This is a genomic window from Fructilactobacillus sp. X8R2C1 (genome assembly GCF_059900955.1).
Window position 1 is genome coordinate 321,806 of record NZ_JBWXVI010000002.1, and the last position, 26,146, is coordinate 347,951.

General features: G+C 37.2%; 23 protein-coding genes, 2 tRNA genes, 1 riboswitch and 1 other annotated feature. Of the genes, 6 read left to right on the forward strand and 19 right to left on the reverse strand.

What is annotated here, in order from left to right; all coding sequences use genetic code 11:
- Window positions 1–39: 39 nt before the first annotated feature.
- From AC6UD6_RS03770 to AC6UD6_RS03785, 4 genes are all read right to left on the reverse strand, one after another.
- Entirely contained in the window at window positions 40–387 is a 348-nt protein-coding gene (locus AC6UD6_RS03770) for a YlbF family regulator (RefSeq protein ID WP_500693643.1), read from the reverse strand.
- Between the two features lie 53 nt (window positions 388–440).
- Entirely contained in the window at window positions 441–2,555 is a 2,115-nt protein-coding gene (locus tag AC6UD6_RS03775; protein ID WP_500695730.1) for a transglycosylase domain-containing protein, read from the reverse strand.
- 100 nt (window positions 2,556–2,655) lie between these two features.
- Entirely contained in the window at window positions 2,656–4,347 is a 1,692-nt protein-coding gene (gene argS, locus AC6UD6_RS03780) for an arginine--tRNA ligase (RefSeq protein ID WP_500695731.1), read from the reverse strand.
- A gap of 220 nt (window positions 4,348–4,567) precedes the next feature.
- Window positions 4,568–4,638 (reverse strand) — tRNA-Gly (locus tag AC6UD6_RS03785).
- 91 nt (window positions 4,639–4,729) lie between these two features.
- On the opposite strand from AC6UD6_RS03785, the gene AC6UD6_RS03790 reads away from it, so the two are divergent.
- Window positions 4,730–5,065 (forward strand): DUF1516 family protein, encoded by a 336-nt coding sequence (locus AC6UD6_RS03790; protein ID WP_500695732.1) that lies wholly within the window; start codon window positions 4,730–4,732, stop codon window positions 5,063–5,065.
- 22 nt (window positions 5,066–5,087) lie between these two features.
- Here the strand turns inward: AC6UD6_RS03790 and AC6UD6_RS03795 are convergent, their stop codons facing one another.
- The 4 genes from AC6UD6_RS03795 to AC6UD6_RS03810 form a co-directional block, all read right to left on the reverse strand.
- Complete coding sequence (locus tag AC6UD6_RS03795) at window positions 5,088–5,813, reverse strand: aspartate/glutamate racemase family protein (RefSeq protein WP_500693639.1); 726 nt, start codon at window positions 5,811–5,813, stop codon at window positions 5,088–5,090.
- A gap of 4 nt (window positions 5,814–5,817) precedes the next feature.
- Window positions 5,818–7,074 carry a carboxylate--amine ligase gene (locus AC6UD6_RS03800; RefSeq protein ID WP_500695733.1) on the reverse strand — a complete coding sequence of 419 codons (1,257 nt, stop codon included), beginning with the start codon at window positions 7,072–7,074 and terminating at the stop codon, window positions 5,818–5,820.
- On the reverse strand, window positions 7,064–8,611 hold the full coding sequence (locus AC6UD6_RS03805; RefSeq protein WP_500693638.1) for a UDP-N-acetylmuramoyl-L-alanyl-D-glutamate--2,6-diaminopimelate ligase: 1,548 nt from the start codon (window positions 8,609–8,611) through the stop codon (window positions 7,064–7,066). The genes AC6UD6_RS03800 and AC6UD6_RS03805 overlap by 11 nt, the downstream gene beginning before the upstream one ends.
- Before the next feature lie 210 nt (window positions 8,612–8,821).
- Window positions 8,822–9,280, reverse strand: a complete 459-nt coding sequence (locus tag AC6UD6_RS03810) for a MarR family winged helix-turn-helix transcriptional regulator (protein ID WP_500693637.1) — start codon at window positions 9,278–9,280, stop codon at window positions 8,822–8,824.
- A gap of 131 nt (window positions 9,281–9,411) precedes the next feature.
- Between AC6UD6_RS03810 and AC6UD6_RS03815 the strand changes: the two genes are divergently transcribed.
- Window positions 9,412–9,495, forward strand: a tRNA-Leu gene (locus AC6UD6_RS03815).
- 111 nt (window positions 9,496–9,606) lie between these two features.
- Here the strand turns inward: AC6UD6_RS03815 and AC6UD6_RS03820 are convergent.
- From AC6UD6_RS03820 to AC6UD6_RS03830, 3 genes are all read right to left on the reverse strand, one after another.
- Complete coding sequence (locus tag AC6UD6_RS03820; RefSeq protein ID WP_500695734.1) at window positions 9,607–10,452, reverse strand: glycosyltransferase family 8 protein; 846 nt, start codon at window positions 10,450–10,452, stop codon at window positions 9,607–9,609.
- 104 nt (window positions 10,453–10,556) lie between these two features.
- Window positions 10,557–11,828 carry a BspA family leucine-rich repeat surface protein gene (locus AC6UD6_RS03825; protein WP_500695735.1) on the reverse strand — a complete coding sequence of 424 codons (1,272 nt, stop codon included), beginning with the start codon at window positions 11,826–11,828 and terminating at the stop codon, window positions 10,557–10,559.
- A gap of 297 nt (window positions 11,829–12,125) precedes the next feature.
- Window positions 12,126–12,362, reverse strand: a complete 237-nt coding sequence (locus tag AC6UD6_RS03830) for a hypothetical protein (protein WP_500693634.1) — start codon at window positions 12,360–12,362, stop codon at window positions 12,126–12,128.
- A 588-nt stretch (window positions 12,363–12,950) separates the two neighbouring features.
- Between AC6UD6_RS03830 and AC6UD6_RS03835 the strand changes: the two genes are divergently transcribed.
- Window positions 12,951–13,178 carry an SH3 domain-containing protein gene (locus AC6UD6_RS03835; protein WP_500693633.1) on the forward strand — a complete coding sequence of 76 codons (228 nt, stop codon included), beginning with the start codon at window positions 12,951–12,953 and terminating at the stop codon, window positions 13,176–13,178.
- Window positions 13,179–13,210: 32 nt separating this feature from the next.
- Here AC6UD6_RS03835 and AC6UD6_RS03840 read toward each other — a convergent pair whose 3' ends face one another.
- Genes AC6UD6_RS03840 through AC6UD6_RS03850 form a run of 3 tightly spaced genes read right to left on the reverse strand, consistent with a single transcriptional unit; the run spans window position 13,211 to window position 15,030 of the window.
- Window positions 13,211–13,711: a phosphatidylglycerophosphatase A family protein gene (locus AC6UD6_RS03840; protein ID WP_500693632.1), complete on the reverse strand. Its 501-nt coding sequence runs from the start codon at window positions 13,709–13,711 to the stop codon at window positions 13,211–13,213.
- Between the two features lie 3 nt (window positions 13,712–13,714).
- Window positions 13,715–14,341: a hypothetical protein gene (locus AC6UD6_RS03845; protein ID WP_500695736.1), complete on the reverse strand. Its 627-nt coding sequence runs from the start codon at window positions 14,339–14,341 to the stop codon at window positions 13,715–13,717.
- 14 nt (window positions 14,342–14,355) lie between these two features.
- Window positions 14,356–15,030 (reverse strand): CPBP family glutamic-type intramembrane protease, encoded by a 675-nt coding sequence (locus tag AC6UD6_RS03850; RefSeq protein ID WP_500695737.1) that lies wholly within the window; start codon window positions 15,028–15,030, stop codon window positions 14,356–14,358.
- Between the two features lie 169 nt (window positions 15,031–15,199).
- On the opposite strand from AC6UD6_RS03850, the gene AC6UD6_RS03855 reads away from it, so the two are divergent.
- Window positions 15,200–15,832: a deoxynucleoside kinase gene (locus AC6UD6_RS03855; RefSeq protein WP_500695738.1), complete on the forward strand. Its 633-nt coding sequence runs from the start codon at window positions 15,200–15,202 to the stop codon at window positions 15,830–15,832.
- 37 nt (window positions 15,833–15,869) lie between these two features.
- On the opposite strand, the gene pepV is transcribed toward AC6UD6_RS03855, so the two are convergent.
- A complete protein-coding gene (gene pepV / locus AC6UD6_RS03860) occupies window positions 15,870–17,273 on the reverse strand; it encodes a dipeptidase PepV (protein WP_500695739.1) in 1,404 nt (467 codons plus the stop codon).
- A gap of 110 nt (window positions 17,274–17,383) precedes the next feature.
- Here pepV and AC6UD6_RS03865 point away from each other — a divergent pair, with 110 nt between their 5' ends.
- The gene (locus AC6UD6_RS03865) at window positions 17,384–18,208 is read left to right on the forward strand and encodes an NAD(P)H-hydrate dehydratase (protein ID WP_500695740.1); all 825 of its coding nucleotides are present in this window, start codon (window positions 17,384–17,386) and stop codon (window positions 18,206–18,208) included.
- Between the two features lie 44 nt (window positions 18,209–18,252).
- Here the strand turns inward: AC6UD6_RS03865 and AC6UD6_RS03870 are convergent, their stop codons facing one another.
- On the reverse strand, window positions 18,253–19,935 hold the full coding sequence (locus AC6UD6_RS03870; RefSeq protein ID WP_500693626.1) for a putative polysaccharide biosynthesis protein: 1,683 nt from the start codon (window positions 19,933–19,935) through the stop codon (window positions 18,253–18,255).
- A gap of 73 nt (window positions 19,936–20,008) precedes the next feature.
- Window positions 20,009–22,426, reverse strand: coding sequence for a leucine--tRNA ligase (leuS, locus tag AC6UD6_RS03875; protein ID WP_500695741.1), 2,418 nt, complete (start codon window positions 22,424–22,426; stop codon window positions 20,009–20,011).
- A 62-nt stretch (window positions 22,427–22,488) separates the two neighbouring features.
- Window positions 22,489–22,682: a binding site (T-box leader), on the reverse strand.
- A gap of 87 nt (window positions 22,683–22,769) precedes the next feature.
- Between leuS and mnmM the strand changes: the two genes are divergently transcribed.
- Complete coding sequence (gene mnmM, locus AC6UD6_RS03880) at window positions 22,770–23,339, forward strand: tRNA 5-(aminomethyl)-2-thiouridylate-methyltransferase MnmM (protein ID WP_500695742.1); 570 nt, start codon at window positions 22,770–22,772, stop codon at window positions 23,337–23,339.
- Between the two features lie 2 nt (window positions 23,340–23,341).
- Here the strand turns inward: mnmM and AC6UD6_RS03885 are convergent, their stop codons facing one another.
- On the reverse strand, window positions 23,342–24,811 hold the full coding sequence (locus AC6UD6_RS03885) for an MDR family MFS transporter (RefSeq protein WP_500695743.1): 1,470 nt from the start codon (window positions 24,809–24,811) through the stop codon (window positions 23,342–23,344).
- Window positions 24,812–24,872: 61 nt separating this feature from the next.
- Window positions 24,873–26,060, reverse strand: a complete 1,188-nt coding sequence (gene metK, locus AC6UD6_RS03890; protein WP_500695744.1) for a methionine adenosyltransferase — start codon at window positions 26,058–26,060, stop codon at window positions 24,873–24,875.
- A riboswitch (SMK box riboswitch) is annotated at window positions 26,058–26,139 on the reverse strand. (Overlaps the previous gene by 3 nt.)
- Window positions 26,140–26,146: the final 7 nt, after the last annotated feature.

Consider the following 26,146-nt stretch of genomic DNA (forward strand, 5'->3'; position numbering starts at 1 on the left):
AAAATCGGAGCACCAATGGGCGCTCCGATTAACGGTCAATTAAGCTTCATACATATCACGTAAAGGCTTAGTAATTAACATATTAGCATCATCAATGACTTTGCCCATTGCTTTTTCTTTACCCATCAATTTTTTGATGATATCAAGACTGTTCATTTTATTGGCAAGATCTTGAGCTTTTTTCATATCATCTTGCGAAATTTGTTGACCAGCCATTTGCTTTTGTCTTAATTCATTTTGATTAGTTTGAAAGTCCTTAAATGTCTTAAAAGCATCTTTGTCCTTCTTTAACTCATCGTATGTGGCTTGGAGTTCTTTAAATTCATCAGTCTTTACTAGTGCATCCTGTAAAGTTTGTGCGTCTTTCATTACATCATTTTCTGCCATAATTATTTCCCTCCTTAAATATTGTTACAGTGTATATTTTAACATACGTGAAGCTATCGGCCTAGTAAAGCTTTCGCACCGCTAATAACTTCTGAGGCACCCTTTTTAATTCCACTGGCACCTTCTTTAACGATTCCCTTAACGACTTTACCAGTATCATTAGTAATACCCTTAAATAGTTTAGAATTCTGCGTATCATTATCTTCATCACCATCACGTGCCACCGTTTGTGCGTCTTGGACACCAAATTGGGCTCCCTTGGTGTACGGAAGAATTTGTTGCATTTGTGTCTTGTACAACGGACCAACGTCGGTCCCAGTCAAATTCTCTAAATGATGCGTAGAGTTGGTACTATCAAAGCCTTCCCAAGTTGCTACCACAACGTTAGGAGTGTATCCGATGATCCATTTATCTTTGGTAGCATCGGAATCTGGAGTATTATCAGCCTCAGTACTTCCAGTTTTTCCGGCAACTTGATACCCGCTCGGTTTAGCATCAACACCAGTTCCATTATCAAAGACACCAAGCATCATACTTGTCATCTGTCGTGCCGTTGAAGGAGACATGATTTGTTTTGAACTTGGATGTTCATTATCAACGACCGTCTTCCCTGTCGAATCAACGATCTTAGTAATATAGAACGGCTGTGAAATTTCCCCCTTATTAGCAAAAGCAGTATAGGCACCAGCCATTTGTTGTGGGGAAACTCCGTTGGACAAGCCCCCAAGGGCCAATGCTAGATTCTTATCCTTATCCGTGACCGGTAAGTTGAATTTTTTAACCGAATCGTATCCCTTGTTTACTCCGATCTTATTTAATAACCAAACTGCGGGCGCGTTCATACTCTGTGCCAGAGCTTGGTACATCGGAACTTTTCCTGTATAAACATCATTGTAATTATGCGGAGTATAGTGGTTTGATCCATACGATTTCTTCTGGTTTTCAAGTTCAGAATCATAATAATACCCGTTTTCAAGAGCTGGCGTATAGACCGCAAGTGGTTTCATCGTCGAACCAGGCTGACGTTTAATATCGGTCGCACGATTATAACCACGGAAAACCGTCTTACCACGTCCACCAACAACCGCTTGAACCCCACCATTTTTTGGATTCAAAGCAACTGATGCAGCTTGGACCTTGGTCCCATCCGAAGCATCATTAGGAAACAAATTAGGATTTTTAAAATCAGTCTGAAAGCTTTGCTGCTGTTGCTGATTTAGATTCGTATAAATTTTATACCCGTGATTCATGATGTCAGATTCAGTTAATCCATATTTTGAGATAGCCTCATTAATAACAGCATCAAAATAATAGGGATATTTATACCCATTAGTAGAACGATAGGAATTTTTAGTGTTCAACGGCATGGCTTGGTATTTTTTTGCCTCTGAATTAGTGATCTTATGGTTCTTTGCCATTAAATCAAGAACCACATTTCTCCTCTGACGTGCCGCCTCCGGATGATCAATCGGATTATTACTAGGATTCGATAGCATCCCTGCTAACACAGCTGCATCCTGGACCGGTAAATCTTCCGCAGACTGCCCAAAGTATCGCTTCGAGGCATCTTCGACCCCATACACGCCATTACCAAAGTAAGCGTTGTTCATATACATCGTCAAAATTTGGTTCTTTGAATAAACGTTCTCAATCTCAATTGAAATAAATAATTCTTTAAGTTTTCTGGTTAAAGTTTGTTGCTGGGAAAGAAAAGTATTCTTGGCTAACTGCTGCGAAATTGTACTTCCTCCACCACTAATGTAGTCACGACCCAGTACCCTATTCTTAATTGCAAGTAAAATGGCTCTCCCGTAACCACTAACCGAATAACCATGTTCCTTATAGAAATTACGATCTTCCGTCGAAAGAATCGCATTAGGAATATTTTTTGAAATCTTATTCATCTGAACGTAAGTACCCTTTTGTGCGTACAATTTGCCAGCTTCTTGGTGATGTGAATCATAAATCACAGTCGATTTTGATAAATTAGACTGAAGATCACGAACGTGCGAAGTCTTTGCCACAATCGTCAAATAACTACTTAAAACCAAGATAACGAATAAAACAACTACAATAATCCATCTCGTAATTTGAAATCTACGCCAGAATTTTCTGAAGTAACCCCAAATTCTTTTAAATATTGACTTACTTTTGCTGTTGTTATCCATAAAAGTCCAAATCTCCTTTTATCATTAAATGCTATTGTAACACATGGACATTAATGGATTTTAAAAGATAAAGTGGATGTCAATTGACATCCACTTTATTCTACATTTGATCGGGTGCTTTAATTCCCAACAATCTTAACGACTCTTTTAATACAATCGCAACACTTTTGACAAGGTCGAGACGGGCGTCTTGCTCATCATCGTCCGCTAAAATCTTAGAATGAGCATAATATTTATTGAATGACTTAGCTAGTCTTAGCGAATACTTAGCAATATCAGAAGGCTCGAATTCATTTCGAGCTTGTTTTACAACTTCTGGAAAAGCCTGAAGTAACTTAATAACTTCAAAAGCACCTGCATCAGTCAATTCATTTGCTGATTCATCAAATTCTTTTTTACCCGACTTCCGCAAAATACTCTCAGCACGAGCATGGGCATACTGAACGTATGGGCCAGTCTCACCTTCAAATTTTAATTGGTCTTTAAGTACGAAATCAATGCTATTGATTCGCTCACTCTTAAGATCACCAAAGATAATGGCACCAACCCCAACTTGTGTAGCCACTTCATCTTTATTCGGTAAATCAGGATTCTTCTCAGCAATTTGTTGTTTTGCCATGGTAATTGAATCATCTAAAACCTTGTTTAATAAGATAATATTCCCACGTCTAGTTGAAAGCTTTTTTCCATTAACCGTAATTAAGCCAAACGGGATATGATGAACACCGTCCGCATTCTTTATGCCCATCTTTTTTAAGACAGCTTTTAGTTGATGGAAATAATTAGTTTGTTCGGATCCTACCACGTAGAGATTCATGACTGGATGATACGTCCGTTCACGGTATAACGCCGTTGCAATGTCTCTAGTAATGTAAAGAGAAGCCCCATCACTCTTTAAGATCAGCGCTGGATTTAGGTTAGCGTTACTTAAATCGACCACTTGAGCTCCTTGAGATTCCTGAAGCAATCCATCTTTTTTTAGGATGTCAACCACTTCATCCATTTTGTCATTGTAAAATGACTCACCATTATAGGTATCAAATTTAACGCCCAGTTTTTTATAGGTATTATTAAAAGCCTCTAACGACACATCCCTAAACCACTTCCATAGTTTGGTAGCTTTGGGATCACCATCTTCGAGTTTTTTAAACCATTCGCGTGCTTCTTCGTCTAGTTCAGGATTTTTCTGATCTTCCTTATGAAATTTGACGTAATACTGAACTAAGTAATGAATTGGATGACGCTTTACGTCCTCTTCATTTCCCCACTTTAAGTAAGCCGTAATTAATTTACCAAATTGAGTTCCCCAATCACCTAAATGATTATCTTTAATTGTTTTATATCCATTTTTTCTTAAAATTTCGGAAATTGAATTTCCAATCACAGTGGAACGAAGGTGTCCCATTGACATTGGCTTAGCAATATTTGGAGAAGACATATCAATGGTCACGGTCTGATCCTTGCCATCGTAATTATCACCATAGTGCTCTTTATCCGTCAAAACCTCTGACATGACTTGCTTACTAACTTTTCCTTTATCCAAGAAGAAGTTAACGTAAGGACCAACGGCAACGACTTTATCAAACTGACTTCCATCAACATTATTGACGATATCCTTTGCGATCTGTTGAGGAGCTTTATGTAACTCCTTAGCTAGAATAAAAGTTGGAAATGCTAAGTCCCCGTTATCTGAAGTTTTCGGTTTCTCAATTTTTCCGTAAATATCACTCGTTGAAATTTGGTTGTTAGTTGCATCAGCAACTACGTCTGCAACTTGTTGTCTGTAATCCATAATATCCTCCTCATAAATAAAAAGCCTCTTACATTAATTAAATCAATGCAAGAGACGAGATCACCCGCGGTACCACTCTATTTGGAAATACCCACTCATTATTAAATTTGTATACCTAGAAAGGACGCCTTCCCAATCACAATTTATCTAACTCACATCAACTTAGATTTGCTTTGAAATTATAATTAGTACTACACTCTCATCGTTGGTAGCTTCCCAAAGCGGGTGACGGGAATCGAACCCGCGACGTAAGCTTGGGAAGCTTAAATTTTACCACTAAACTACACCCGCAATACGTGTATAATTATATCATGAATTATACCCCTTGTCATCAAGACTTCTACAGAGCCGTATGATAAAATTTGATTGGAGGCTAAACATCATGTTAATCTACATAATTACTTTACTATGGATTCTTTTATTAATCTCACTAATAATCGGAATCACGCGTAAACAAGACAAAAAGATTATTAAGGGTGTCATCTATACGCGCGCGTTTTACATTCTTTTGTTGATTAGTGAAGTGGTTTTTACCCTGAATCACTTTAACGAGCATCGTTATTTGGTCTCTTTAAGTTTTATAATGACAATCGTCGCGATTTCTTTCATTGATATTTGTTACCAGAGAAAAATCCAAGGTAATTTAAAACCCTACGTAATTTTATTGACACTGATTTCGATTTTAATCTCAATTGGGCTTTTGTTTTTCATTCAATAACTACTACTAAAAAATCATCCAATTACTTGGATGATTTATTTTTTTGCATTTTTTCAGCTAATCGAATTGATTCATCAACTAGCTCCGCTTGCGCATCAATCACAGGGTAGTCATGATTACCAGCTCGCTCTTCTGCTACCGAAATCTCAGTACAACCTAAAATCACTACATCGCTATCCAATTCATTAACCATTTGATTTAAAATATGATGGTATAATTTTGGATCGACATAATCGTGCTCCTTAACACCTTTATAAATTAAATCCATCGTCTCGTCCGCAATTTCAGCGGTCGGGTGCACAACTTTATATCCAGCTTTAGTAATTTCTTTATCATATACCTTGTCCTTTAGAGTTCCCTTAGTGGCAATTAGCCCCACTCTTTTAGCGTGTGGAAACTTCTTAGCAATTGCAGCTACCGCTAGCCTAGGCATATGCAAAATTGGAACATCCGTCATACTCTGTAACTGATCATAAAAATAATGGGCAGTATTACATGGTAACGCAAAAAATTCTGGTCCCAGTTTGCTCTGTTGTTTAATATCTTCTTCAAGTGGAACTAGTGGGCTCGGATTATTTTTTGGGTCAGTAATATAATCCGTCCGGTCCGGAACCGTCGCATGATTAACTAATATATAATTTAAATAATCTTGATCACAGTGAGCTGGGGTCCGTTGATTTAGTAAATGAACATAACTCTCAGTCGCTTGGGTCCCCATCCCACCAATAATTGTGAAAAACTTTTTCATTATCTTATTCCTTATTCATATGAAAATATTTTTTGAAGTTTTTTGCGTAATTATGGTCCATCCATTTCATAAGTAGCCAACGCATGAAGTTTTCATCTTTTTTATACCAAAAAGTCGTTCCCCACTGACCTTTTTTGATCAGCTCTTCCGCCTTCTTTTTATCTTCATTATCTTTGGCATACTTACGAAAAACACGATTGGGCACCCCTAACCATAAATAATATTTCTTAGGATCTTGATTGGCATACACTGTCTTTTGGTCCGCTAGGTCATCTTGAACGTAATCACGAACCACCCATTGAGCAAGGTTATATCCATTTAGGGTGACAAAGAAACTGCTGCGTCCCTGTCTCAAATTGATTTCAAACAACTTGTACGTATCGTCTCTAACATCATACTTCATGTCAAAATTAGCATACCCAGTAAATTCAATCGACTCTAAAAACTGTTGAATCTGATCATAAATCCGTTGATCAAAGTCAGGAATAATCGTGACGTAGTTACCAATTGCAGACGGTGCCGGATCTTCCAAAAGTGGATGGCCTAAACACATCATCTTAACATGATGATTCTTGTCAACATAAGCATTTAAGACCCGCATGTTGCTGTCATCACCTGGGATGAAATCTTGGACGATCAAGTCTGAAGTATAACCATTATTATAAATTTTTGAAACAATGTCACGATACTCGGCATCACTTTTAATGGTAAAAGCTTTCTTTCTTCCCTCAAAACGGATATCCAACCATTCCACGCTATTGGTTGGTTTAAGTGCAATTGGATAATCAAATGGTTGATCAAAGTCATTATCTTCAAAATTGCTTTTGGAAATAATCTTGGTGCCGGGATATGGCATTCCATACTTATCACACATTTTATAAAAATTTTCTTTACTATTAAGTTGTTTTATTAACGAATAATCAACGTATGGACAGACAAAGACATCTTCTAAATCTTTCTTATGTTTAGAAATTAACTCAGCATAACCATCCCCACATCCAATTAAAATGACCGGTTCTTTGTGGTTGGCATACTTCTTTTTTAACTTTTTCATCTCTTCAAACCATACTGGATCCTCACTAAAGCCGGGAATAAACGTCAGATCCACAATTTTGGTAAATCTTGTGGGGGCTAATCGTTCCTGGGCATAAGCCTTGACACGCTTACCATACAACTCGTAGAAAGAACGCGCCATCCCGTACACATTAAAGTCACTTCCAAGTAAGATCGGAGTGAAATCTGGAACTTTCTCATTTGTCATTACCATTTAAACCCTCCAAGTAATCTTCCACGATAACCGAATCGGTTGGATAAGGTGTATCAACACCATTAATCTTTTGATAAGGATCGCGTCCTTTACCCGCTACTACAATAATATCTCCACGTTTACCAAAATTAATGGCCTTTTTAATGGCTTTTTCACGATCCATTTCGAAATGAACGTCAACCTTATCATGATCGATATGACTATCAATTTCCTTTGCAATCTTCATGGGATCTTCATAAGCGGGGTCGTCAGTAGTTAAAAACGCTACATCGGCATTTTGAGTCAACGCCTTGCCAAATCCCTCTCGACGGTCAATTCCCTTATTGCCCGGGCTTCCAACCACTACAATAACTTTTCCACTAGGGTCTTGTCGTTTTAAAAATCCTAGTAATGCATTCATACTAGCATAATTATGGGCATAATCCACATGAACGTTCCCATGGTTTTTAGACTTAAAGATTTCCATTCTTCCAGGAATTTTTGCTCCTGCCAAACCATCTAACATATCACCACGTTTAAAGCCAGCAAGTCCAGCCGATATGATCGAAGCGGTTGCATTTGATTCATTGTAATCACCTGGAATACCAATGCGATAATTTCCGTCTAAGCCTAACTTTTTAGCTTTATCAGAAATGGAACTTAATTGAATATCGTTATCAGTCAAGCTATCTGAAACTGGCTCGTACGTGAAATCAAGGTCGATTTCAAGTTGTGGAGTCGTCCCCTTTTTACCAAACAAATAAATATTTTGGGGATCAGTTGTGGTTTTGGCAGCATAATAAATATCAATCAGGTGGTCTGAATCGGCATTCAAAATGCACTTATTTGAATTAACCAAGAGTTGTTCTTTACAGTGCAAATAGTTTGCAAAAGTCGGATGTTCGTTTTCCCCAATGTGATCGGGAGAAATATTTAAAAAATTACCTACGTTATACTTTAATCCAAAAACCCGATTTTTTAAGTATGCCTGAGACGAAACTTCCATAATGAGATATTTCATCCCATTATCGACAGCGGATCTCATATTCTTAAAAATATCTAGTGATTCTGGAGTGGTTAGATGTGACTTAAATGTTTGATTTAGTTCATTACCAACCACGGTATTGATAGTTGAAAATAAGGCGGTTTTATTCCCACTCGCCCTCCTAATTGCATCCCGAGTGAAATATGAAGAGGTCGTTTTCCCCTTAGTACCCGTAAAGGCAATGATGAACAAATCGTCTTGTGGATAATTGAAAAATGCAGCAGAGATCAAGGACATTGCTTTTTGAATATTAGTAACCAAAATCTCATTCATTCCGTTACTTTCAGATAAATGATCTTCACACACGATTCCAGTTGCTCCAGCCTTTTTTGCTAACGTAACAAATTCAGGCTTAAAGTTTCCCTTCCCAAAGAATAAGGTTTTCGGTTTTATGTCTCGTGAATCATAACTAACGTAGTTAAAATCATTATCATTAGTCTGATTAACTGATTTTAATAAGTCATGTTCACGAAGAATATTTTTAATTTCTTGAATGCTTAGTGACAAAAAATTCAGCTCCATTCCGCTAATTTTTGTAATGGAAATCCAAATAAATCATTCGGACTTTAATTTTGTTTTTAATTTACTCCTAGACAATTCTACCAAAAGAAAGAGATAATGACTAACTCAAAACCAATAATGAAAACATAAATTAATATAATAAAAAACATTCTGCGTAAACTAAATTAATTCCAGTTCACACAGAATGTCTTTTTACTACTTAACATCTTTTAATTTTTGCTCACTAACATTATCCAATCGGTCACCAACTGCATTCACCATCTTCAAACATTTTTCAATATCATCCTGGCTCATATCCAAAACAGAAAAACATTGATTAACGTGTTCATATACTTTATCACGACGTTCCTTAGCGTATTCTGTAGTGTCAACGATGACAACTCGTTCATCTTTATGACTACGTGTTCTTGTCACCCATCCCTGCTTTTCAAGCCGTTTCAACAACGGGGTTAAAGTCCCACTATCTAAGTCTAAGTAAGATCCAAGCTCACGAACGGTCATTGGGGCATGTTCCCATAACACCAACATGGTAATGTATTGTGGATAAGTTAAATTAAATGGAGATAAAACGATTTGGTAGTACCGACTAAACTTTTTACTTGTATTATAGATTCCAAAGCACAACTGGCTTTCAATCTTACGTGGTTCAACCATTATAATCTCTTCTTTCTAAAAACTCTTGTACTATCTTATATTTTACACAATTAAATAATAAATACAAGGATACTACAAAATTGAGTGTTTATTTTACGACATTTTTATTGTATGATTGAAAGGTAGTAATTGCCCGAGTGGCGGAATTGGCAGACGCGCAGCGTTCAGGTCGCTGTTCAGTTTACTGAGTATGAGTTCGAATCTCATCTCGGGCATTCGTTACTAACAAGACGTTATCAAGCTTATTGATATCGTCTTTTTTCATTAATAGTAATTAAATTATGTAAACAAAAAGAGTGGACAATTGTCCACTCTCTCACTACTTTTTATCTAATATAATCGCCTAGATCGTAAATTAATTGGTTCTTAGCTTGGTAATAATAATTGCGTAATGGATGAAGATGGTTATTTTTAACGATCCATGGCTTATCAAAATTAGTGTAATGAATAATCACAGGGTGCTTAAGTGCATTTGCCTCAGCTGCTCGACGCTCTGGGATAGGATTTAATCCACTCTCACCCTTAACTAGATGACTTTGCAAATTATACTTAGGGTCAAGTTTTTTCCAGTGTCCATTAAAAATGGCGTTTAGAGCATCTTGGTCTTGATACTTCAGCATATCAGGTTTATCAATTGCTAACTTTCTAACTTTCTCAGAAGTGTCATTATCATTCCAAGCTTTCGTATCAATTAGTAACAATCCGGCATTGAAATACTGACCCGGTTCATCACTAACATGCATCTTTTTTAACCGGTCAACGTAACCAGAATCCTCAACAGCACCGACAATGTTGCCATCAAGATCGGTATTAAAAAGATCCGAAATGTCACCCACACATACCATATCAGCATCCAAATAAAGGATCTTAGGTTCATGAACTTCTTCAGGAATCTCAATTCGATAGTAAGTGTTTTCTTTAATTGCACTATCCGGAGATTTTACATTAGCATCCTTATATGCAGCGGTGTTGGGTTGCAAAAAGTTAATTGCCTTACAGTTGTCGTAGACTTTTTCCAAGGCCTTTAACAAATCAGCACTGTTGGAACTTAAATGATCATTAACAACGTAAAACGTGAAACTTGAATTCTTATTATGGTTCAATATTGACGAATAGTTGACTGCCAGCGGTATCGCCATATTGTTATCAGTAGTAGATGCAATTGTAATCATACACATTATCCCCTTCAAAAATATTTGAAACTATTTGGCCACTTGTAAAAATAAGTATCACTAATTTTCGTAGCGATATTTATAAAAGTGGACCACTTTATGACCTATCTATTTCGAACAACAACAACGTTTACCGTCGCATTTTTACTTCCAATGGTAATGGTAGCGTTATTATTCTCAAATCGATATCCAGTTGGAGCAATTAAAGTTTGCTTTTCACCTGGGATACCAGTAACTGAAGTTGCATTCACGTACTGCCCCTTTTTATTTACAAAATTAACTTGTTCAGTTATGGAAATCGAAGGGACATTGTAATTGGTTGCCCAAATCCAATTACCGGGATGTGATTGTCCATCTGCAAGACTTAAATTATTCTGCAATTGATTGTTATTATCAATGTTCATCCAATTGGGTGATTTAACAGTGTAATCTTTTCCGTCAAATACAAACTGGGTACCTACTACCGGTTCTGGAATAATTGGACCTGCACCAGGTGCATCAGGAGCCCTTAAGATTGTCTTATCACCTAACTTAATTTGGTGAAGATTATTATCACCCTTCATGAAAGCGGACAATCCATTATATTTACCCTTAGAAGCTGCCTGAGTATCGAAGCTAGTTAAATCTAGGCTTTGTAACTGATGGTCATCCTGAAACATATTACTCAAACTACGATTATTAGGATTAATTTTAAAACTCGTTAAACCGGCAATGTTTTTAACAGCATAGTCATAAACAAACATTGAACTCATATCAATAACTTTAGAAGTGTCAAAATGACTGACGTCGATGTCTTTAAGAAGAATATCGGCACCAAACATCAGTCTCATACGATTAACATTTGAGGTGTCAAAGTGAGTGACATCAATACTTTTTAGTGCTGTATCACCATTAAACATATAATCCATACCAGATACTTTTGATGTATCCAATTTATCGAGACCATTAATAGTTTGCAGGTTTTTTAAACCTTGATTGCCCTGGTGGAGTGGGTCATCATCTGCCGATTGAGAAAAAAGATAATCAGAATTTGATGGGGCATACATCTTATCTTGGATATTAATAACTTGCGCATCATTTAAAGCCTGACGTAAATCTCCAAGTTGTGAATATGCATAGGTTCCCAAGGTTTTATCTTTACCGCTCAACGTTAAAGTCCGATTGATCTCATTATAGTTCCAGTTGACCTGTCCCCACGTACCACTATCATATCTTAATTTAGAAATCCTAGGTCTAGCTTGTGAGGTCATTTCCTTAGTATCCGTTGCTGCTGCATATGTAGTTTCAGTGTGATTTGCTGAACTATTCATCTGCAAGCCAAAGAATAAACCAACGGTCACACCTGCGATTAATGCTCCCTTAATTACCTTTTTCATTAGATCATCTCACTCTCTTATATTTCCTTACACTTCTAAAGTAGGCCATAAATGCCGTCATGTCAACATTTATGCTTTATCATGTGAAAAAAATACCATAATAATTACATTAATTATGTAAAAAGAGAATAATAATGTGCGTTATTATTCCCTCTTTTAGTTTCTATAAATCTATATCATTGGATTTATATAGTTATAATCTATCCATAAAAACATTGATTAAACTATCACCATGCCAATAAAAATCATTGGAGTCTATGTAAGAACCAGAAGTATTAGCTTCTGGCTCTACAATAACTAGTCGTTTAGACGAATAGTAGCGTGATAAGAACTACCATCTGTGGCCTTGCCAAAATAATCGTCTGTAATCGAGCGAAAAACCATTTTCCCGTTCGGTAAGTTCAAATATTCGGCATCATATGGAAAAACAACGGAGTAATTGTTTTTATTTCCAATACTGTAATAGTAAATAGTTCTACCACTAAGCCGAACGCTTCGATCTGTACTTGGAACTACTAGTTTAAACTCCTTCATTATGACTCACCTCCTTTCCCATCAAAAAAGGTCATACTACGAAGTAGCATGACCTAAATGGTATTTCAGAGTATTCATCATATTGAAATACGAATAAATTCGCATAGTTGTTTTAATTTCAAATCTTATAACAAGACTTAGGCTATCATTAAATGATTTTTCACGTACTCAATAACACTTATCTTCCACCAACTTATCATTTATGACAGTATTAATTACGGTGTTAAAAGCTTCTCACACTTTCTAACACCACGTGAACACTATTTCCTACATTAGCATTCACAAAATTGTCTAGTTATTTTTAATCTCAACATTCAATATTTCATTATGAATCTCTTACTGCTTACTTCACAATTTAGATTATAAACTTTATTAAAAACAACGACAATAGAGTCTTAAATTTCACAAAACATAATTATAATACCTTGACATCAGTATTTATCCTAATTATTAATTCACTTTTGTCTCATAATATAATAATTATTATTATATAATATAACCAATCAGTCGCTTTATTGACAAAAATTTACTGCATAATTTTAGCGATTAAAACATAATTTGATATAATTAACCAATGGAGGAAATAATATGAAAACAAAAGCTTATGAAACTTATAATTTAGTTGAATACGATAAAAATCTTCCTTATGAAGTTGGCGATTTAGTCGAAGTTACATTTGTTAACCCAACTGGCTTAGGTGATAACCAAGACGATTGGTTAAAAGTCGTGAGACATGACGTTGGTGAATCAACCAGTATTCATGATGAATTCAGGTTTAATTCAAAATGCATCAAAGCAGTAAAGAAGTCAAACTAAAAAAAGGTCCTCACAAAAGTGAGGACCTTTTTTTAAGCATTATCATGTGCAATTTTAGCGGCAGTAGCGCCAGCAATAGCTCCAACAATATCATCAATAAAAGTATTGACAATTTGACCGTTTGTATCGAGTTCTTTTACAATTCCATTTTTATTAGTGTCAATTTCACCATAATTAGTAACCCCAATCGTCCCATAGATTGAAGCAATTCCAAGTGCCAACGTTTCATCAACGCCAAACACCCCTAAATCATGAGAGACAATGCTTTCAAGTGGCTCTTCTAACTCGCCATCTTGTGCTAAACGATCCAGTTCAAGCCCTACCATTGCGTTATTCAATACTTCCCTTTTATGCAAAATATCATTAACAATCCCACAAACATAGTCTAAATCAGGAACATTTGAATATTTTTTCTGTAAATCAATTGCAATCTGTGCAATATCTTTAATCGTTACTCCATGTTCATTCAGTCGCTTAAGCACAAAATTATACGCCTGAGTGTCAGGATATTTATAGTCTCCTCGATCTACCATTAGTTAATCTTCCTCCATATCTTTCATCAGGGTCATATCATATTCGTTTGGATAATTATCTTGAGTAATCATCATTGTCATTACACTTTTATCCTTAAGATGACCCTTTATAATTGCATCAACGTACATCTCTTTATGAAAATCTCTTTGAAATTCGGCAAAACTCGATAAAAATCTAAAGTTCAAAACCACGTCACTACTATTTCTAGAACTTAAAACGCCAATGACCTCTATTATTTTACTCTTCTTCATCTCGTTAACTATCGGAATAACAACATTCTTATAAAATATTTCAACTTCATGTAATTTTTGAGTTAAATTATGAATTCGTTGATTAATTACGTTACACTTCTGAAAGTCAGTATTATTCAACTCTTTCATCCCATTCAACAAATAATCCTTATCATTATTGAGTAGGGCATTTTTTAAATCCGCTGACTTTTGATCGTCATCCCCATCGTTTAAAACACTAGCTAATTCATCAATTGTGTTCACGTCATAATCATTTTTGAGTTGATCAAGATTCATGATCCAGTGTAAATACTGCTTTTTAAGCTGCTCCAACTCTTCATCAGCCACCATTAATTGATTCTTTAATTGATTAAAATAATTAAATTCAACTACGTCCATTTTTCACTCCACCACTATAAGACTGCCATTAGCATAAATCCGGTTGCAATTAGGTTATTTAAAAAGTGGACCCCAATCGAAACTTCAATTTTCCCCGTTTTCTTGTATACATACGCTAAAATCATTCCCAAAATAGCATAAATCATAAAACTAATCACGTTAGAACTCATGTGACCACAAGAAAAAAGTAACCCACTAAAAACAATTGGCAGCCAAAATGCATTTTGATTAAAAAAGGCATTAATAAAAAATCCCCTAAACACCAATTCCTCTAACACTGGAGATAAAAAAACTGCCGAAAAGCTCATCAAAACCAACACCGTCATGTTACTTTGAAAAAGACTTAAAATGGCATTATTATTCTTTGTTCCCAGTTGGTTAAAAATCAATTTATTTAAAACTTGAAGCACAATCTCAATAACAAAAAAGCTAAAGATTGACAATAAAATAATCTTTAAATCGTGACCAGTAAGCCGATGACTTCGTTGTCTGTACACACTTCGATAAGCCCATAGCGCTAAACTAATTACGACAAGAAAAATAACAATGTAAGAAGTTCCATAAAGAAAAGCCTTGAATCCATGATAATCGTGAATTCCAATCATTTGAACTGGTACTTGAACCGCAAAAATCAAAAAAATTAGTCCAATAAATACAACGGCTCTTTTCAAAAATTTAATTAAACTCATTTCCCACTTCATTAATCCAATTCATCTCCAAATTTTTCCACTAACATAGAATACCATAATAATAACGTCTGAAACAAAGAAGGAAAATTAGTGTTCAAATCCATCGTTAACCTAACTGATTCGAAATGATATACTAAAAGACGTTATTAAACTAAAAGAGGAGCTAAGCATGGTGATTATTACAGCTGGAATGATTGGTGTCGGTAAGACAACCTTAACGGGAAAAATTGCCGCACATTATGGAACAGAGCCCTTCTACGAGCCAGTAGGAGACAATCCTGTTTTGCCACTTTATTATAAAGATCCAAAACAGTATGGTTTCTTACTTCAAATATACTTTTTAAATAAACGCTTTTCGATGATTAAAAAGGCGTTAAAACAAGACAACAACGTGTTGGATCGATCTATTTACGAAGACGCGCTTTTCACCAAAGAAAATAATGCTGAGGGAAATATTTCTGACGTTGAATTAGAAGTTTATTTAAAGCTACTTGACAATATGATGGATGAACTTAAAGAGCTTCCAAAAACAAGTCCTGACCTTTTAGTCTATGCCTACAGCGATTTCGACACCATTCTATACCGAATCAAAAAGCGTGGTCGTGACTATGAACAATGGGACAACGATCCAGGACTAGAAGAATATTATTACAAAATGTGGAAAGCTTACCAAAAATGGTATGACGAGTATAACGTCAGTCCTAAGATGAAAATCAATCTTCAAAAATACGATCTAGAAGATTCCCAAAACGTCTCTAAGGTATTGGAAAAAATTGATGAAAAATTAAAAACGATCCGATAAAAAAACTTTGAACACGATGTTCAAAGTTTTTTTATCTCTACTTAGACAATTCATAAATTGACTGACCGTAAATCGACATTGCCAAAATCAAATCATTAACAGGTGTGTATTCGTTAGCTTGGTGCATCGTGTCCTCTGTTCCTGGGAAAAGTGCTCCAAAGGCAACCCCACGTTTCATCATTCGCGCATACGTACCACCACCAACAACTTCTGGTTGAGCGTCATCCTGATCAGTTTGATCGCGATAAACACCCATTAAGGTTTTTACAATGGGATCGTCTGCATCAACAAAGTGGGGCACCATTTGCGAAATTTGTTTGGTTGACCCGTTAAACCGATCAGCGGCATCTTGAACTTTAGCTAAAATTTTATCAGTCGTAATCCCCTTTGGATACCTAAAGTTAGTGTTAACCATCCCACCATTTTCATGATCAAAATTCATTAGACCGACGTTCATGGTTAGTTCTCCCATCACATCATCAGTAAAATTAAGCCCCAATTTATGAGCACGAGAATCATCATGCAGTTTTTCGTCGATGAAGTTCAGGATATTAGCACCACTAGTATCAAAACTATAATCAACCAAAAAGTCAGCTAAATAGGTTCCAGCATTGATACCGTTCTTAGGTTCCATTCCATGGGCTGCTTTCCCGACCACACTGATTTTAATATTGTTCCCTTCGATTTCATAGCTTCCAGTTACGGGAACCCTATCTAAATATTTTTCAAATTCATCGGCCATTTTGGAGACATCCGCAGCAACAACGTCAGCTTCTGCATCACGTGGTACCATATTTTCACGCAATCCGGCATTAAAATGCATCAGGGTGTTCTCACCATCACTTTTATTGGAAGCAAAATGCGTTTCAAGCGTCACATTACCCTTTTCCCCATTGATCAAGGGAAATTCGGCGTCTGGCGAAAATCCAAATGAAGGATCTGGTTCAACCTCAAAATAGCGTTTCATTCCAGTCCAGTCACACTCTTCGTCCGTTCCAATTATCAAGCGAATTTTGACCTTCGACTGAATCCCTGCATCTTTAAGCATTCTTAATCCATAATAGGCGGCAAGTCCTGGTCCTTTGTCATCAGAAACTCCTCGACCAATTGCATTGTCACCCTCAAGCTTTAGTTCGAATGGATTGGAATCCCAACCTGCGCCACCTGGCATCTCATCAGCATGTGACAAAATTGCCATGGTTTCATCGCCTGAACCATACTCAATGTATCCCACTACGTTATCAATGTTTTTGGTGGTAAACCCATCACGATCACCAAAAGAGAGAAACTGTTGTAATGCATGAGCTGGACCTGGGCCCAATGGGTATTCGTCCGTTGCGTGCTCCAAGTCCCTCGAACTATCAATTGAAATCAATTTTTTTAAGTCATTTAAGTAATCATCTTTGTAATTTTGTGCTTTATCTTTCCAGTCAATTGCCATGTTATACCCTCCTACTTAGTTATTCCTTATTCTAACATAATCAAGAAAGTAACAACTCATTTGGACAACATTCAACCAACGCATGATATAATGCATTCGAGGTGAACAAAATGAAGAAAATTGATAAATCAATTCTAACTAAAACCATCCGAATTCGACCCAAAAATAGTTTTAAAGGAACTTACGGTAAAATCGCTTTAGTTGGTGGAAACGAAAACTTTGGTGGTGCAATCATAATGAGTTCGCTTGGAGCAGTTTACTCTGGCGTTGGACTCACAACTACTATCACGGATCCAACGAATCAAAGTGCGCTCCACTCTTGGCTACCCGAAGCAATGTTTGCAGACTATAATGACACTGATCAAATGGTTCAACTCATTAAAGCTATGAAAGTTATTACCATTGGCTCTGGGCTTGGGACCGATGATCATAGTTGTGAAATTATGGAAACCGTATTTGATAATGTCACCCCTGATCAAATCCTCTTAATTGATGGTTCGGCCATCACGATGATCGCTGAACGTGGGTTAAAATTACCACAAGCCAAATTAATTTTTACCCCGCATCAAATGGAGTGGCAACGTTTATCCGGAATTAAAATGGCCGATCAAACTGAGACACGTAACCGAGAAGCCCGCGACAAAATTGGTGGGATTGTTGTTCTTAAATCTGATCGTACTCAGGTTTATACCCCAGATGAAGTATACCAAAACACGACTGGGACGCCTGCTCAAGCAACTGGAGGGATGGGTGATACTCTTGCTGGAATTATCGGTGGATTCGTTGCCCAATTTGACGACGAGGTTGATGCTGTTTTAGCAGCCGTTTATTCCCACAGTGCAATTGCCGATGAACTAGCAGCCACTCAATATGTAGTTCTCCCTCATCAAATCTCACAACGGCTTCCATGCTTCATGCATGAACACGAAGCATGAATTTAACTGATAAAAAAAGAAGATCCTGACTGGATCTTCTTTTTTTATCGAATGTGTAAAAACTTCCTTACACTTTGCATCTTATTTCCTAAGACCTTATCAGCTACCCGACTTTTAAGTACCAAGAATAGGTACACAAATCCACCAGCTAACGTAGCCAAAATCGAAACAAACAAACTGATTAGTGAACTATTGTAATTAACTACCATCCCAAACAAGAAGTTAGCTCCATAAACTACAATTAAGGCCACAAAGTATGTGATCAAAGCAAACGCTAAAATTTTAACAGAATTAGATTTAATACTACTCATTTCCAATCCAAACTCATGTCTTAAGGAATGCACAATCAAATAGTTAGCAACTGTAAATCCAACTGCGGTTGCCATTAAGGCTCCAAAAGCTCCAAAGAAGTAAACTAAAGGAACTTGCGCAACTAACTTAATTACAATTCCAACCACAAAGTATTTAACTGCTCGTCTATTTTCAGAGATTCCTTGCATTAATGCGGTAACCACCGTAAACAAGCCTAGACTAATTGAAATGATGGCAGAAAAGGTTAAAATGTCCGCTCCTAAATCCATATTGGCAGTTCCATAAAAGGTTCGATTGATCGGACCAGCAATAGCGGCCATCCCTAAAGCTGCAGGAAGCATGACAAATTCAAATAAAATTAACGCATTACTAAGTTGCTTACTAATTGAATGAATGTCACCTTTGGTTCGGGCTTCAGAAAGCAACGGAACTACGGTAATTGCCAAGGCAGAAGCTAACGAAACCACAATCATAATCAATTTATTCGCATTAGCCGCAAAAATAGCATAAATATACTGTAAATTAGTATTAGTATAATTAGTTGCCCAACGCATAATACTAAAAAAGGAATATTGGTCAATTAATTGAAAAATGGTAATGCCAGAACCAAGAATAATAAACGGAACCGCTTGACTAATAATTTCTTTATAAAGATCGTTAGTCTTAACGTTAATAGCGTTATCACTTGAAGCAATAAGCCCCTGAAAATGATCACGTCGTCGCCAGTAATACCATCCTAGTGCTAAAAAACCAAAAATAGCACCGATGAAGGCGGCAAAAGTTGACTGGGTAACGGCGGTTACCCAACTTCCGTGGATCACGATCATAATGAAGAAGGCTGAAGCCAACATGTAAATGACACGCGCGAGTTGCTCAACAAATTGTGACATTGCTGACGGAGCCATCTGTTGGAAGCCTTGAAAATATCCACGAGTTAAACTCATCGCAGGAATAATTAGGACGGCCCATGCTAACGAACGAATCACCGGAACCGCATTTTTACCCCCACTACCAGCTAAGATTGGAGCAAAAAAATAGATTAAAAGTGCACAAACGACTCCGGTAATAACCGAAAGGGTAATTCCTTTCTTATAAAGTCGCGCACTTACCCCATACTCATTTAACGCATTATAATGGGCCACTTCTTTTGCAACCGCCGACGGAATCCCCGCAATGGCAATTGTCAAAAACTCACTATAAATGTTGTAACCCATGGTATACAACGTGTTGGCAAGCGGAAACAATGACGCTCCAAAAATTAATCGCCAAGGAATGATGTAAATGGCACCAAGAATTCGTGAGAGGATGCTTCCAATGGTCATCCAGGCTGATCCTTTAACCATCTTACCTTGTGATCTTTCACTATCTTCAATTTCTTCTTTTTCTAATTCATCTTGCTCGAAATCGTTGTTCACAAATTTCCCCTACTTTCACGTTACAAATATAAATTTTAACCATTTCGAAAAATAATTTCAAATTTATTCAAGCTTAATTTGCAACAATATTAACAATTTTCTTTGGAACGACGATTACCTTTCTAACAGTCTTTCCATCCAGGAATGATTTAACATTTTCATCATTTAAAGCAACTTTTTCAGACTCGTCCTTCCCAGCATCCACGCTAACTTTAATGTGACCTCTTACTTTTCCATTAACCTGAACCACCAGTTCAACTTGGTCTTCTTTTAACTTACTTTCGTCAGCTTCTGGCCACTTGGCAAGTTCAATGGAATGATCATGACCCAACTTTTGCCACAATTCTTCAGCAACATGTGGCGTAATTGGTGAAAGAAGTTTAATGAACCCTTCCGCGTACTTTTTAGGTAACCTTTGTGCTTTATATGCATCATTGATGAAAACCATCATTTGAGAAATGGCAACGTTAAAACGCATATTTTCAAAGTCATCAGTCACCTTTTTAACGGTTTGGTTATAAATCTTATCAAGCTTTCCGTCATTATCATCAACGATCACATCACTTACCGTGTCATCATCATTCATGTACAAGCGCCAAACTCGTTTAATCCAGCGGTTGGCACCAACAATTCCATCGGTATTCCACGGTTTAGATTCAGAAAGTGGTCCCATAAACATCTCGTACAGTCGCAACGTATCAGCACCGTACTGTTTAACAATGTCATCGGGATTAACTACATTTCCCTTGGACTTTGACATTTTTTCATGATTAGTACCAAGAATCATACCTTGGTTAACTAATTTTTGGAACGGTTCTTTTGTCGGAACCACCCCTAAATCATAGAGCACCTTATGCCAAAACCGCGCATACAACAAATGAAGAACAGCGTGTTCAGCACCACCGACGTACAAATCAATTGGAAGCCAGTACTTCAATTTTTCTGGATCAGCAATCATTTTATCATTATGAGGATCAACGTATCTCAAGTAGTACCATGAACTGCCGGCCCACTGTGGCATCGTATTAGTCTCGCGTTTACCATGACGACCGTTCTTATCTGTCACGTTCACCCAGTCAGTAAGATTGGCTAACGGACTCTCTCCGGTTCCAGACGGTTGAATGTCAGCCGCTTTAGGAAGTCGTAATGGTAACTGGTTTTCTGGAACTAAGGAAGTTGTGCCATCATCCCAGTGAATTACTGGAATGGGCTCACCCCAATAACGTTGGCGACTAAAAATCCAATCACGTAATCGATAATTAACCTTTTTATTACCAGCATGATGATCTTTTAACCATTCGATAATTTTATCGACAGCTTGTTTCTTATTCAACCCATCAAGAAAACCGGAATTAATGTGAACCCCATCGCCCGTGTAAGGTGCATCATCAACATCACCACCCTCAATCACTGGAATGATGGGCAAATCGAACTTCTTAGCAAAATCAAAATCCCGTTGGTCATGAGCGGGGACGGCCATGACTGCACCGGTTCCGTAACTTGGCAGAACGTAATCACCAATCCAAATTGGAATTCTCTTTTGATTCACAGGATTAATTGCGTAAGCTCCGGTAAATACTCCCGATTTATCTTTGTTTAAATCAGTTCTTTCAAGGTCTGATTTAGAGGCAATTTTAGCCCGGTAACTTTTTACATCGGCCTTTTGTTCTGGAGTCATAATCTTATCTACAATCGGACTTTCCGGTGAAAGCACCAGGTAAGAGACCCCATAAATAGTATCAGGACGAGTAGTAAAGACTTCGATCTTTTCGTCTTCTTCATTTACATCAAATGAGATACTAGCCCCAACGGAACGACCAATCCAATTTCGTTGCATTTGTTTAATGCTTTCAGGCCAGTCTAAATCGTCAAGATCATCTAGCAAACGGTCAGCGTAAGCAGTGATTTTCAAAACCCACTGTTTCATAGGTTTTCTGTAAACGTCATAACCACCACGTTCAGTTTTTCCATTAACAACCTCTTCATTTGAAACAACGGTTCCACCCATGAAATCAGGAGCCCAATTAACCTCAATCTCATCTTCATAGGCTAATCCCATTTTGTACAACTGTTCAAAAATCCATTGGGTCCATTTATAGTAATTAGGATCCGAAGTATTGACTTCACGATCCCAATCATAGGAAAATCCAAGTGATTTAATCTGACGTCTAAAATTGTCAATGTTTTTCTTCGTAAAATCACGTGGGTTGTGACCCGTCTTTAACGCATATTGTTCCGCTGGTAGCCCAAAAGCATCCCATCCAATTGGATGAAGGACATTTTTGCCCTGCATTCGCTTAAAGCGTGCCATAATATCAGTAGCAGTGTAGCCCTCTGGATGACCGACATGAAGCCCTTGACCCGATGGATAAGGAAACATGTCTAGCACGTAATATTTATCTTTCTCTTGTTTATCACTGGTTTTAAAAGTTTGGTGATCATCCCAATACTTCTGCCATTTCTTTTCAATTTTTGAATGATCGTAAGCCATCAAATTCACTCCTTATTAGTTCGTTAAAAATCACCATAAAAAAAGCCTATAGAAAAACAATTCTATAGGACGAGGTTCCGCGGTACCACCTAAATTTCTCATAAGAGACCCTTGATTCCATAACGCGGAAAAACGTTTAACTTTTAATTCGGTTAAAACTTCGATGATAAGTTCAATCATTCTATTTCCAAGTTTGCATCACCCACTTGGTTTCTGAAAAATAAAACAATCTAATACTTCACCTACATGATATATTATATGATTAAATAAACTCTACCAAATTTTATCCAAAAAAACAAGTTAATCACAAACAACTGATATAATAATTAGTGAGGTGTTTCAAATGAAACTACAATCAGCATTAAATTTTAGCCATACTCTACTAAAACAAATTGTTAAACCAGGTGAAACCGTAATCGATGGAACGGCCGGACTAGGCCACGATACCCTTTATTTAGCTCAACTCGTTGGTAAAAACGGCCATGTTTTTAGCTTTGATATTCAACCGAATGCCGTTTTAGCCACCAAACAACGCTTAACGAAATATGGTGAGCAAAAACAATGTCAAGTTATTCTTGATGGGCATGAAAACGTTAAGAAATACGTTCAGAACAGTCCAATTGTGGCCGCAATTTTCAACTTAGGATACCTTCCCACTGGTGACAAAAGAATCATAACAAAACCCAAAACCACCATTAAAGCTATTAGTGATATTCTTGAATGTTTAACTCCTAACGGAATCATCATTTTAGTACTGTACTATGGTCACGCTGGCGGCAAAGAGGAAAAGGAACAGGTTTTAAAATTTGCTAGTAGCCTCGATCAACACAGTTACCACGTTTTAAAATATCAATTTATCAATCAAATCAATGATCCACCAATCCTAGTGGCAATTCAAAAACGAGCTAAGTAATGTTAGTTCGTTTTCTTTTGCGTGTTTTTATGGTCAAACCAGTTCACAACATACGATAAAATCACTAATAATAAAGCCAAAATAAAGATATGATGAATGGCACTGTAAAGAATCTCATGCAGTACGGGCAGAACTTTTTTGGATAAATTAACCGCCGTCTGGGGATTAATTAGTGTATTCATCATTTTTAAGTTAGTCCCTGGATGTTCACTAACTCCTTTTGCCATCGAGGTGTTCATCACAATTCCAAAAATAGAAATCATAATTGTTTGACCGAGAGTTCGGCTCAGAGTATTGAATGAAGAAGCTACTCCAACGTGTTCTGGTGAGACCTCGTTTTGAACCGTAACGGTGGAAGTAGTAATGGTAATTCCAAAGCCAGTTCCTAAAACGGCTGAAAGAACAAAGAAAACCCAAAATGGCGTAGTAATCGGAAGTAGGACCATACAAATTGCTCCTAGCAAAACAAATGCCAAACTAAAGTTCATAATTTGTTGTGGCCGGTACTTCAGAATCATTTTTCCCGAAATAAAAGAACCAACCAGCCATAGAACGGAACTTGGTGTGATCGCAAAACCAGCCATGGTGGCCTTTAATCCTAAAATACCCTGGGTCCAATCCGGCAAATAAACCTCATATCCAAAAATAAAACCACTAATCAGAGCTGCAATTAAATTCTGGGTGACAAATGTTCGACTTTTAAACATCTGGATTGGAATTAGTGGATCAGTCGCTTTTTTCTCCTGTCGATAAAATAAAATTCCACTAATAACTGCTACCACCAAACATCCAGTCACCATTATCCAATTGATCGGAGCTTCACTTAAGACTTGAAACATGTACATAACCGAAAACAAAAGAACCGCAATCAAGACGACACCAGGTAAATCCATCTTACTTGCAATCTTGCGTTTTGGTTCGTGCAAAAATAATGCAATCAAAATAATCGTCAGTATCCCAATCGGAACATTAATGAAGAAAACCCAATGCCAAGAAAGGTTGTCAACCAAAAATCCGCCTAGTAATGGTGCAACCACTGAGGCAATTCCCCACGCTGATCCATTCAAACCAACTACTTGAGCTCGCTTTTCAAAAGAATACATGTCAGCAATAATGGTAAAGGATACTGGCATAATTACTCCTGCACCGACTCCTTGAACTGCTCGCCATAAAATCAATGTTCCCATACTATTGGACATTCCTGACAACATGGAGCCAATGACAAAGACCACCAGACCAAATATAAAAACCGATTTACGACCTAATTGATCGGCTAACTTCCCATAAATTGGGGTGGCAATTGAATTTGTCAAAAGAAAAATTGAGAAAACCCAGTTCATCAACGACACCCCATGAAGATCACCGACAATCGTGGGCATTGCCGTCGAAACAATGGTTCCCTCAACTGCGCTCATAAATGTGGCAACAAATAATGCAATTGTCACAACTTTAACGTTTGTTTTACCCTTCATATTTCATCATCTTTCTATTTGATACAATAAAAAACGACCATTGAAGGTCGTCATTTAAATCCTATTTAAAATAATTTTGTAGCTCTTTTACCTTATCGGTATGCTCCCATGGAAGATCAACATCCGTTCTCCCAAAGTGACCATAAGCAGCCGTTTGTTTGTAAATTGGTCGCTTTAAATCAAGCATCTTAATAATTCCAGCTGGCCGCAAGTCGAATACTTTTCTAATGGCAGCGACTAACTTATCGTCTGAAACTTTTGAAGTTCCAAACGTATTAACTGAAATTGAAACTGGTTCAGCAACCCCAATGGCATATGCCAACTGAATTTCAATCTTTTTTGCAAGTCCAGCCGCAACAATGTTTTTAGCGATATACCGCGCTGCATAACTTGCGGAACGATCAACCTTAGTTGCATCTTTCCCAGAAAAAGCACCGCCACCATGATGAGCTGCCCCACCATATGTATCAACAATGATTTTTCTTCCAGTCAATCCGGCATCGCCAACGGGTCCACCAACCACAAATTTTCCGGTTGGATTGATTAAATACTTAGTGTTCTCATCAAGATACTTAGACGGGATCGTCGTTTTGATAACCTTCTCGATAACATCTTTTCGAATCTGTTCTTGAGTAACATCAGGATCATGCTGAGTACTTAAAACCACGGTATCAACACGCTTAGGATCATCATTTTGATCGTATTCAACCGTTACTTCCGCTTTGGCATCCGGTCTAAGATAAGGAATAGAATCATTTTTACGAAGCTTAGAGAGTTTCTGCATTAAATGATGACTCAATGAGATTGGGAGTGGCATTAACTCAGGGGTCTCACTGTCTGCATAACCAAACATAATTCCCTGGTCCCCAGCACCAATCTTATCAAGAGGATCGACGTCTCCACCACGAGTCTCAACCGACTCATCAACTCCCTGCGCAATATCTGGTGACTGTTCATCAAGTGAGACTAACACAGCAACACTGTCTGCATCAAATCCGTATTTAGGATCATTATAACCAATTTCACGAATTGTATCTCTAACAACTTTTTGAATGTTAACATAGGCACTAGTTGAGATTTCACCAAACACCAATACAAGTCCTGTAGTAACTGAGGTTTCACAGGCAACTCGTGCATCTGGATCTTTTTTTAAAATTGCATCCAGGATTGCATCACTAATTTGATCGGCAACTTTATCCGGATGACCTTCTGAAACTGATTCAGAAGTAAATAAACGCTTTTCTGACATTCTTATTCCCCCTATTGTTTGTGGTTACAAGGCAACTTCACTCTTCGTGAATCCTATCGGGAATCTGCTCATAACTTTATAATAAT

Coding starts and splice junctions, on each gene's coding strand:
- AC6UD6_RS03885 (WP_500695743.1), bottom strand. CDS start 24,811: ATGAAGGGTAAAACAAACGTTAAAGTTGTGACAATTGCATTATTTGTT.
- AC6UD6_RS03830 (WP_500693634.1), bottom strand. CDS start 12,362: ATGAAGGAGTTTAAACTAGTAGTTCCAAGTACAGATCGAAGCGTTCGG.
- AC6UD6_RS03775 (WP_500695730.1), bottom strand. CDS start 2,555: ATGGATAACAACAGCAAAAGTAAGTCAATATTTAAAAGAATTTGGGGT.
- pepV (WP_500695739.1), bottom strand. CDS start 17,273: ATGGCAATTGACTGGAAAGATAAAGCACAAAATTACAAAGATGATTAC.
- AC6UD6_RS03800 (WP_500695733.1), bottom strand. CDS start 7,074: ATGACAAATGAGAAAGTTCCAGATTTCACTCCGATCTTACTTGGAAGT.
- AC6UD6_RS03790 (WP_500695732.1), top strand. CDS start 4,730: ATGTTAATCTACATAATTACTTTACTATGGATTCTTTTATTAATCTCA.
- AC6UD6_RS03825 (WP_500695735.1), bottom strand. CDS start 11,828: ATGAAAAAGGTAATTAAGGGAGCATTAATCGCAGGTGTGACCGTTGGT.
- AC6UD6_RS03835 (WP_500693633.1), top strand. CDS start 12,951: ATGAAAACAAAAGCTTATGAAACTTATAATTTAGTTGAATACGATAAA.
- AC6UD6_RS03845 (WP_500695736.1), bottom strand. CDS start 14,341: ATGGACGTAGTTGAATTTAATTATTTTAATCAATTAAAGAATCAATTA.
- AC6UD6_RS03865 (WP_500695740.1), top strand. CDS start 17,384: ATGAAGAAAATTGATAAATCAATTCTAACTAAAACCATCCGAATTCGA.
- leuS (WP_500695741.1), bottom strand. CDS start 22,426: ATGGCTTACGATCATTCAAAAATTGAAAAGAAATGGCAGAAGTATTGG.
- mnmM (WP_500695742.1), top strand. CDS start 22,770: ATGAAACTACAATCAGCATTAAATTTTAGCCATACTCTACTAAAACAA.
- AC6UD6_RS03840 (WP_500693632.1), bottom strand. CDS start 13,711: ATGGTAGATCGAGGAGACTATAAATATCCTGACACTCAGGCGTATAAT.
- AC6UD6_RS03770 (WP_500693643.1), bottom strand. CDS start 387: ATGGCAGAAAATGATGTAATGAAAGACGCACAAACTTTACAGGATGCA.
- AC6UD6_RS03795 (WP_500693639.1), bottom strand. CDS start 5,813: ATGAAAAAGTTTTTCACAATTATTGGTGGGATGGGGACCCAAGCGACT.
- argS (WP_500695731.1), bottom strand. CDS start 4,347: ATGGATTACAGACAACAAGTTGCAGACGTAGTTGCTGATGCAACTAAC.
- AC6UD6_RS03855 (WP_500695738.1), top strand. CDS start 15,200: ATGGTGATTATTACAGCTGGAATGATTGGTGTCGGTAAGACAACCTTA.
- metK (WP_500695744.1), bottom strand. CDS start 26,060: ATGTCAGAAAAGCGTTTATTTACTTCTGAATCAGTTTCAGAAGGTCAT.
- AC6UD6_RS03850 (WP_500695737.1), bottom strand. CDS start 15,030: ATGAGTTTAATTAAATTTTTGAAAAGAGCCGTTGTATTTATTGGACTA.
- AC6UD6_RS03820 (WP_500695734.1), bottom strand. CDS start 10,452: ATGATTACAATTGCATCTACTACTGATAACAATATGGCGATACCGCTG.
- AC6UD6_RS03810 (WP_500693637.1), bottom strand. CDS start 9,280: ATGGTTGAACCACGTAAGATTGAAAGCCAGTTGTGCTTTGGAATCTAT.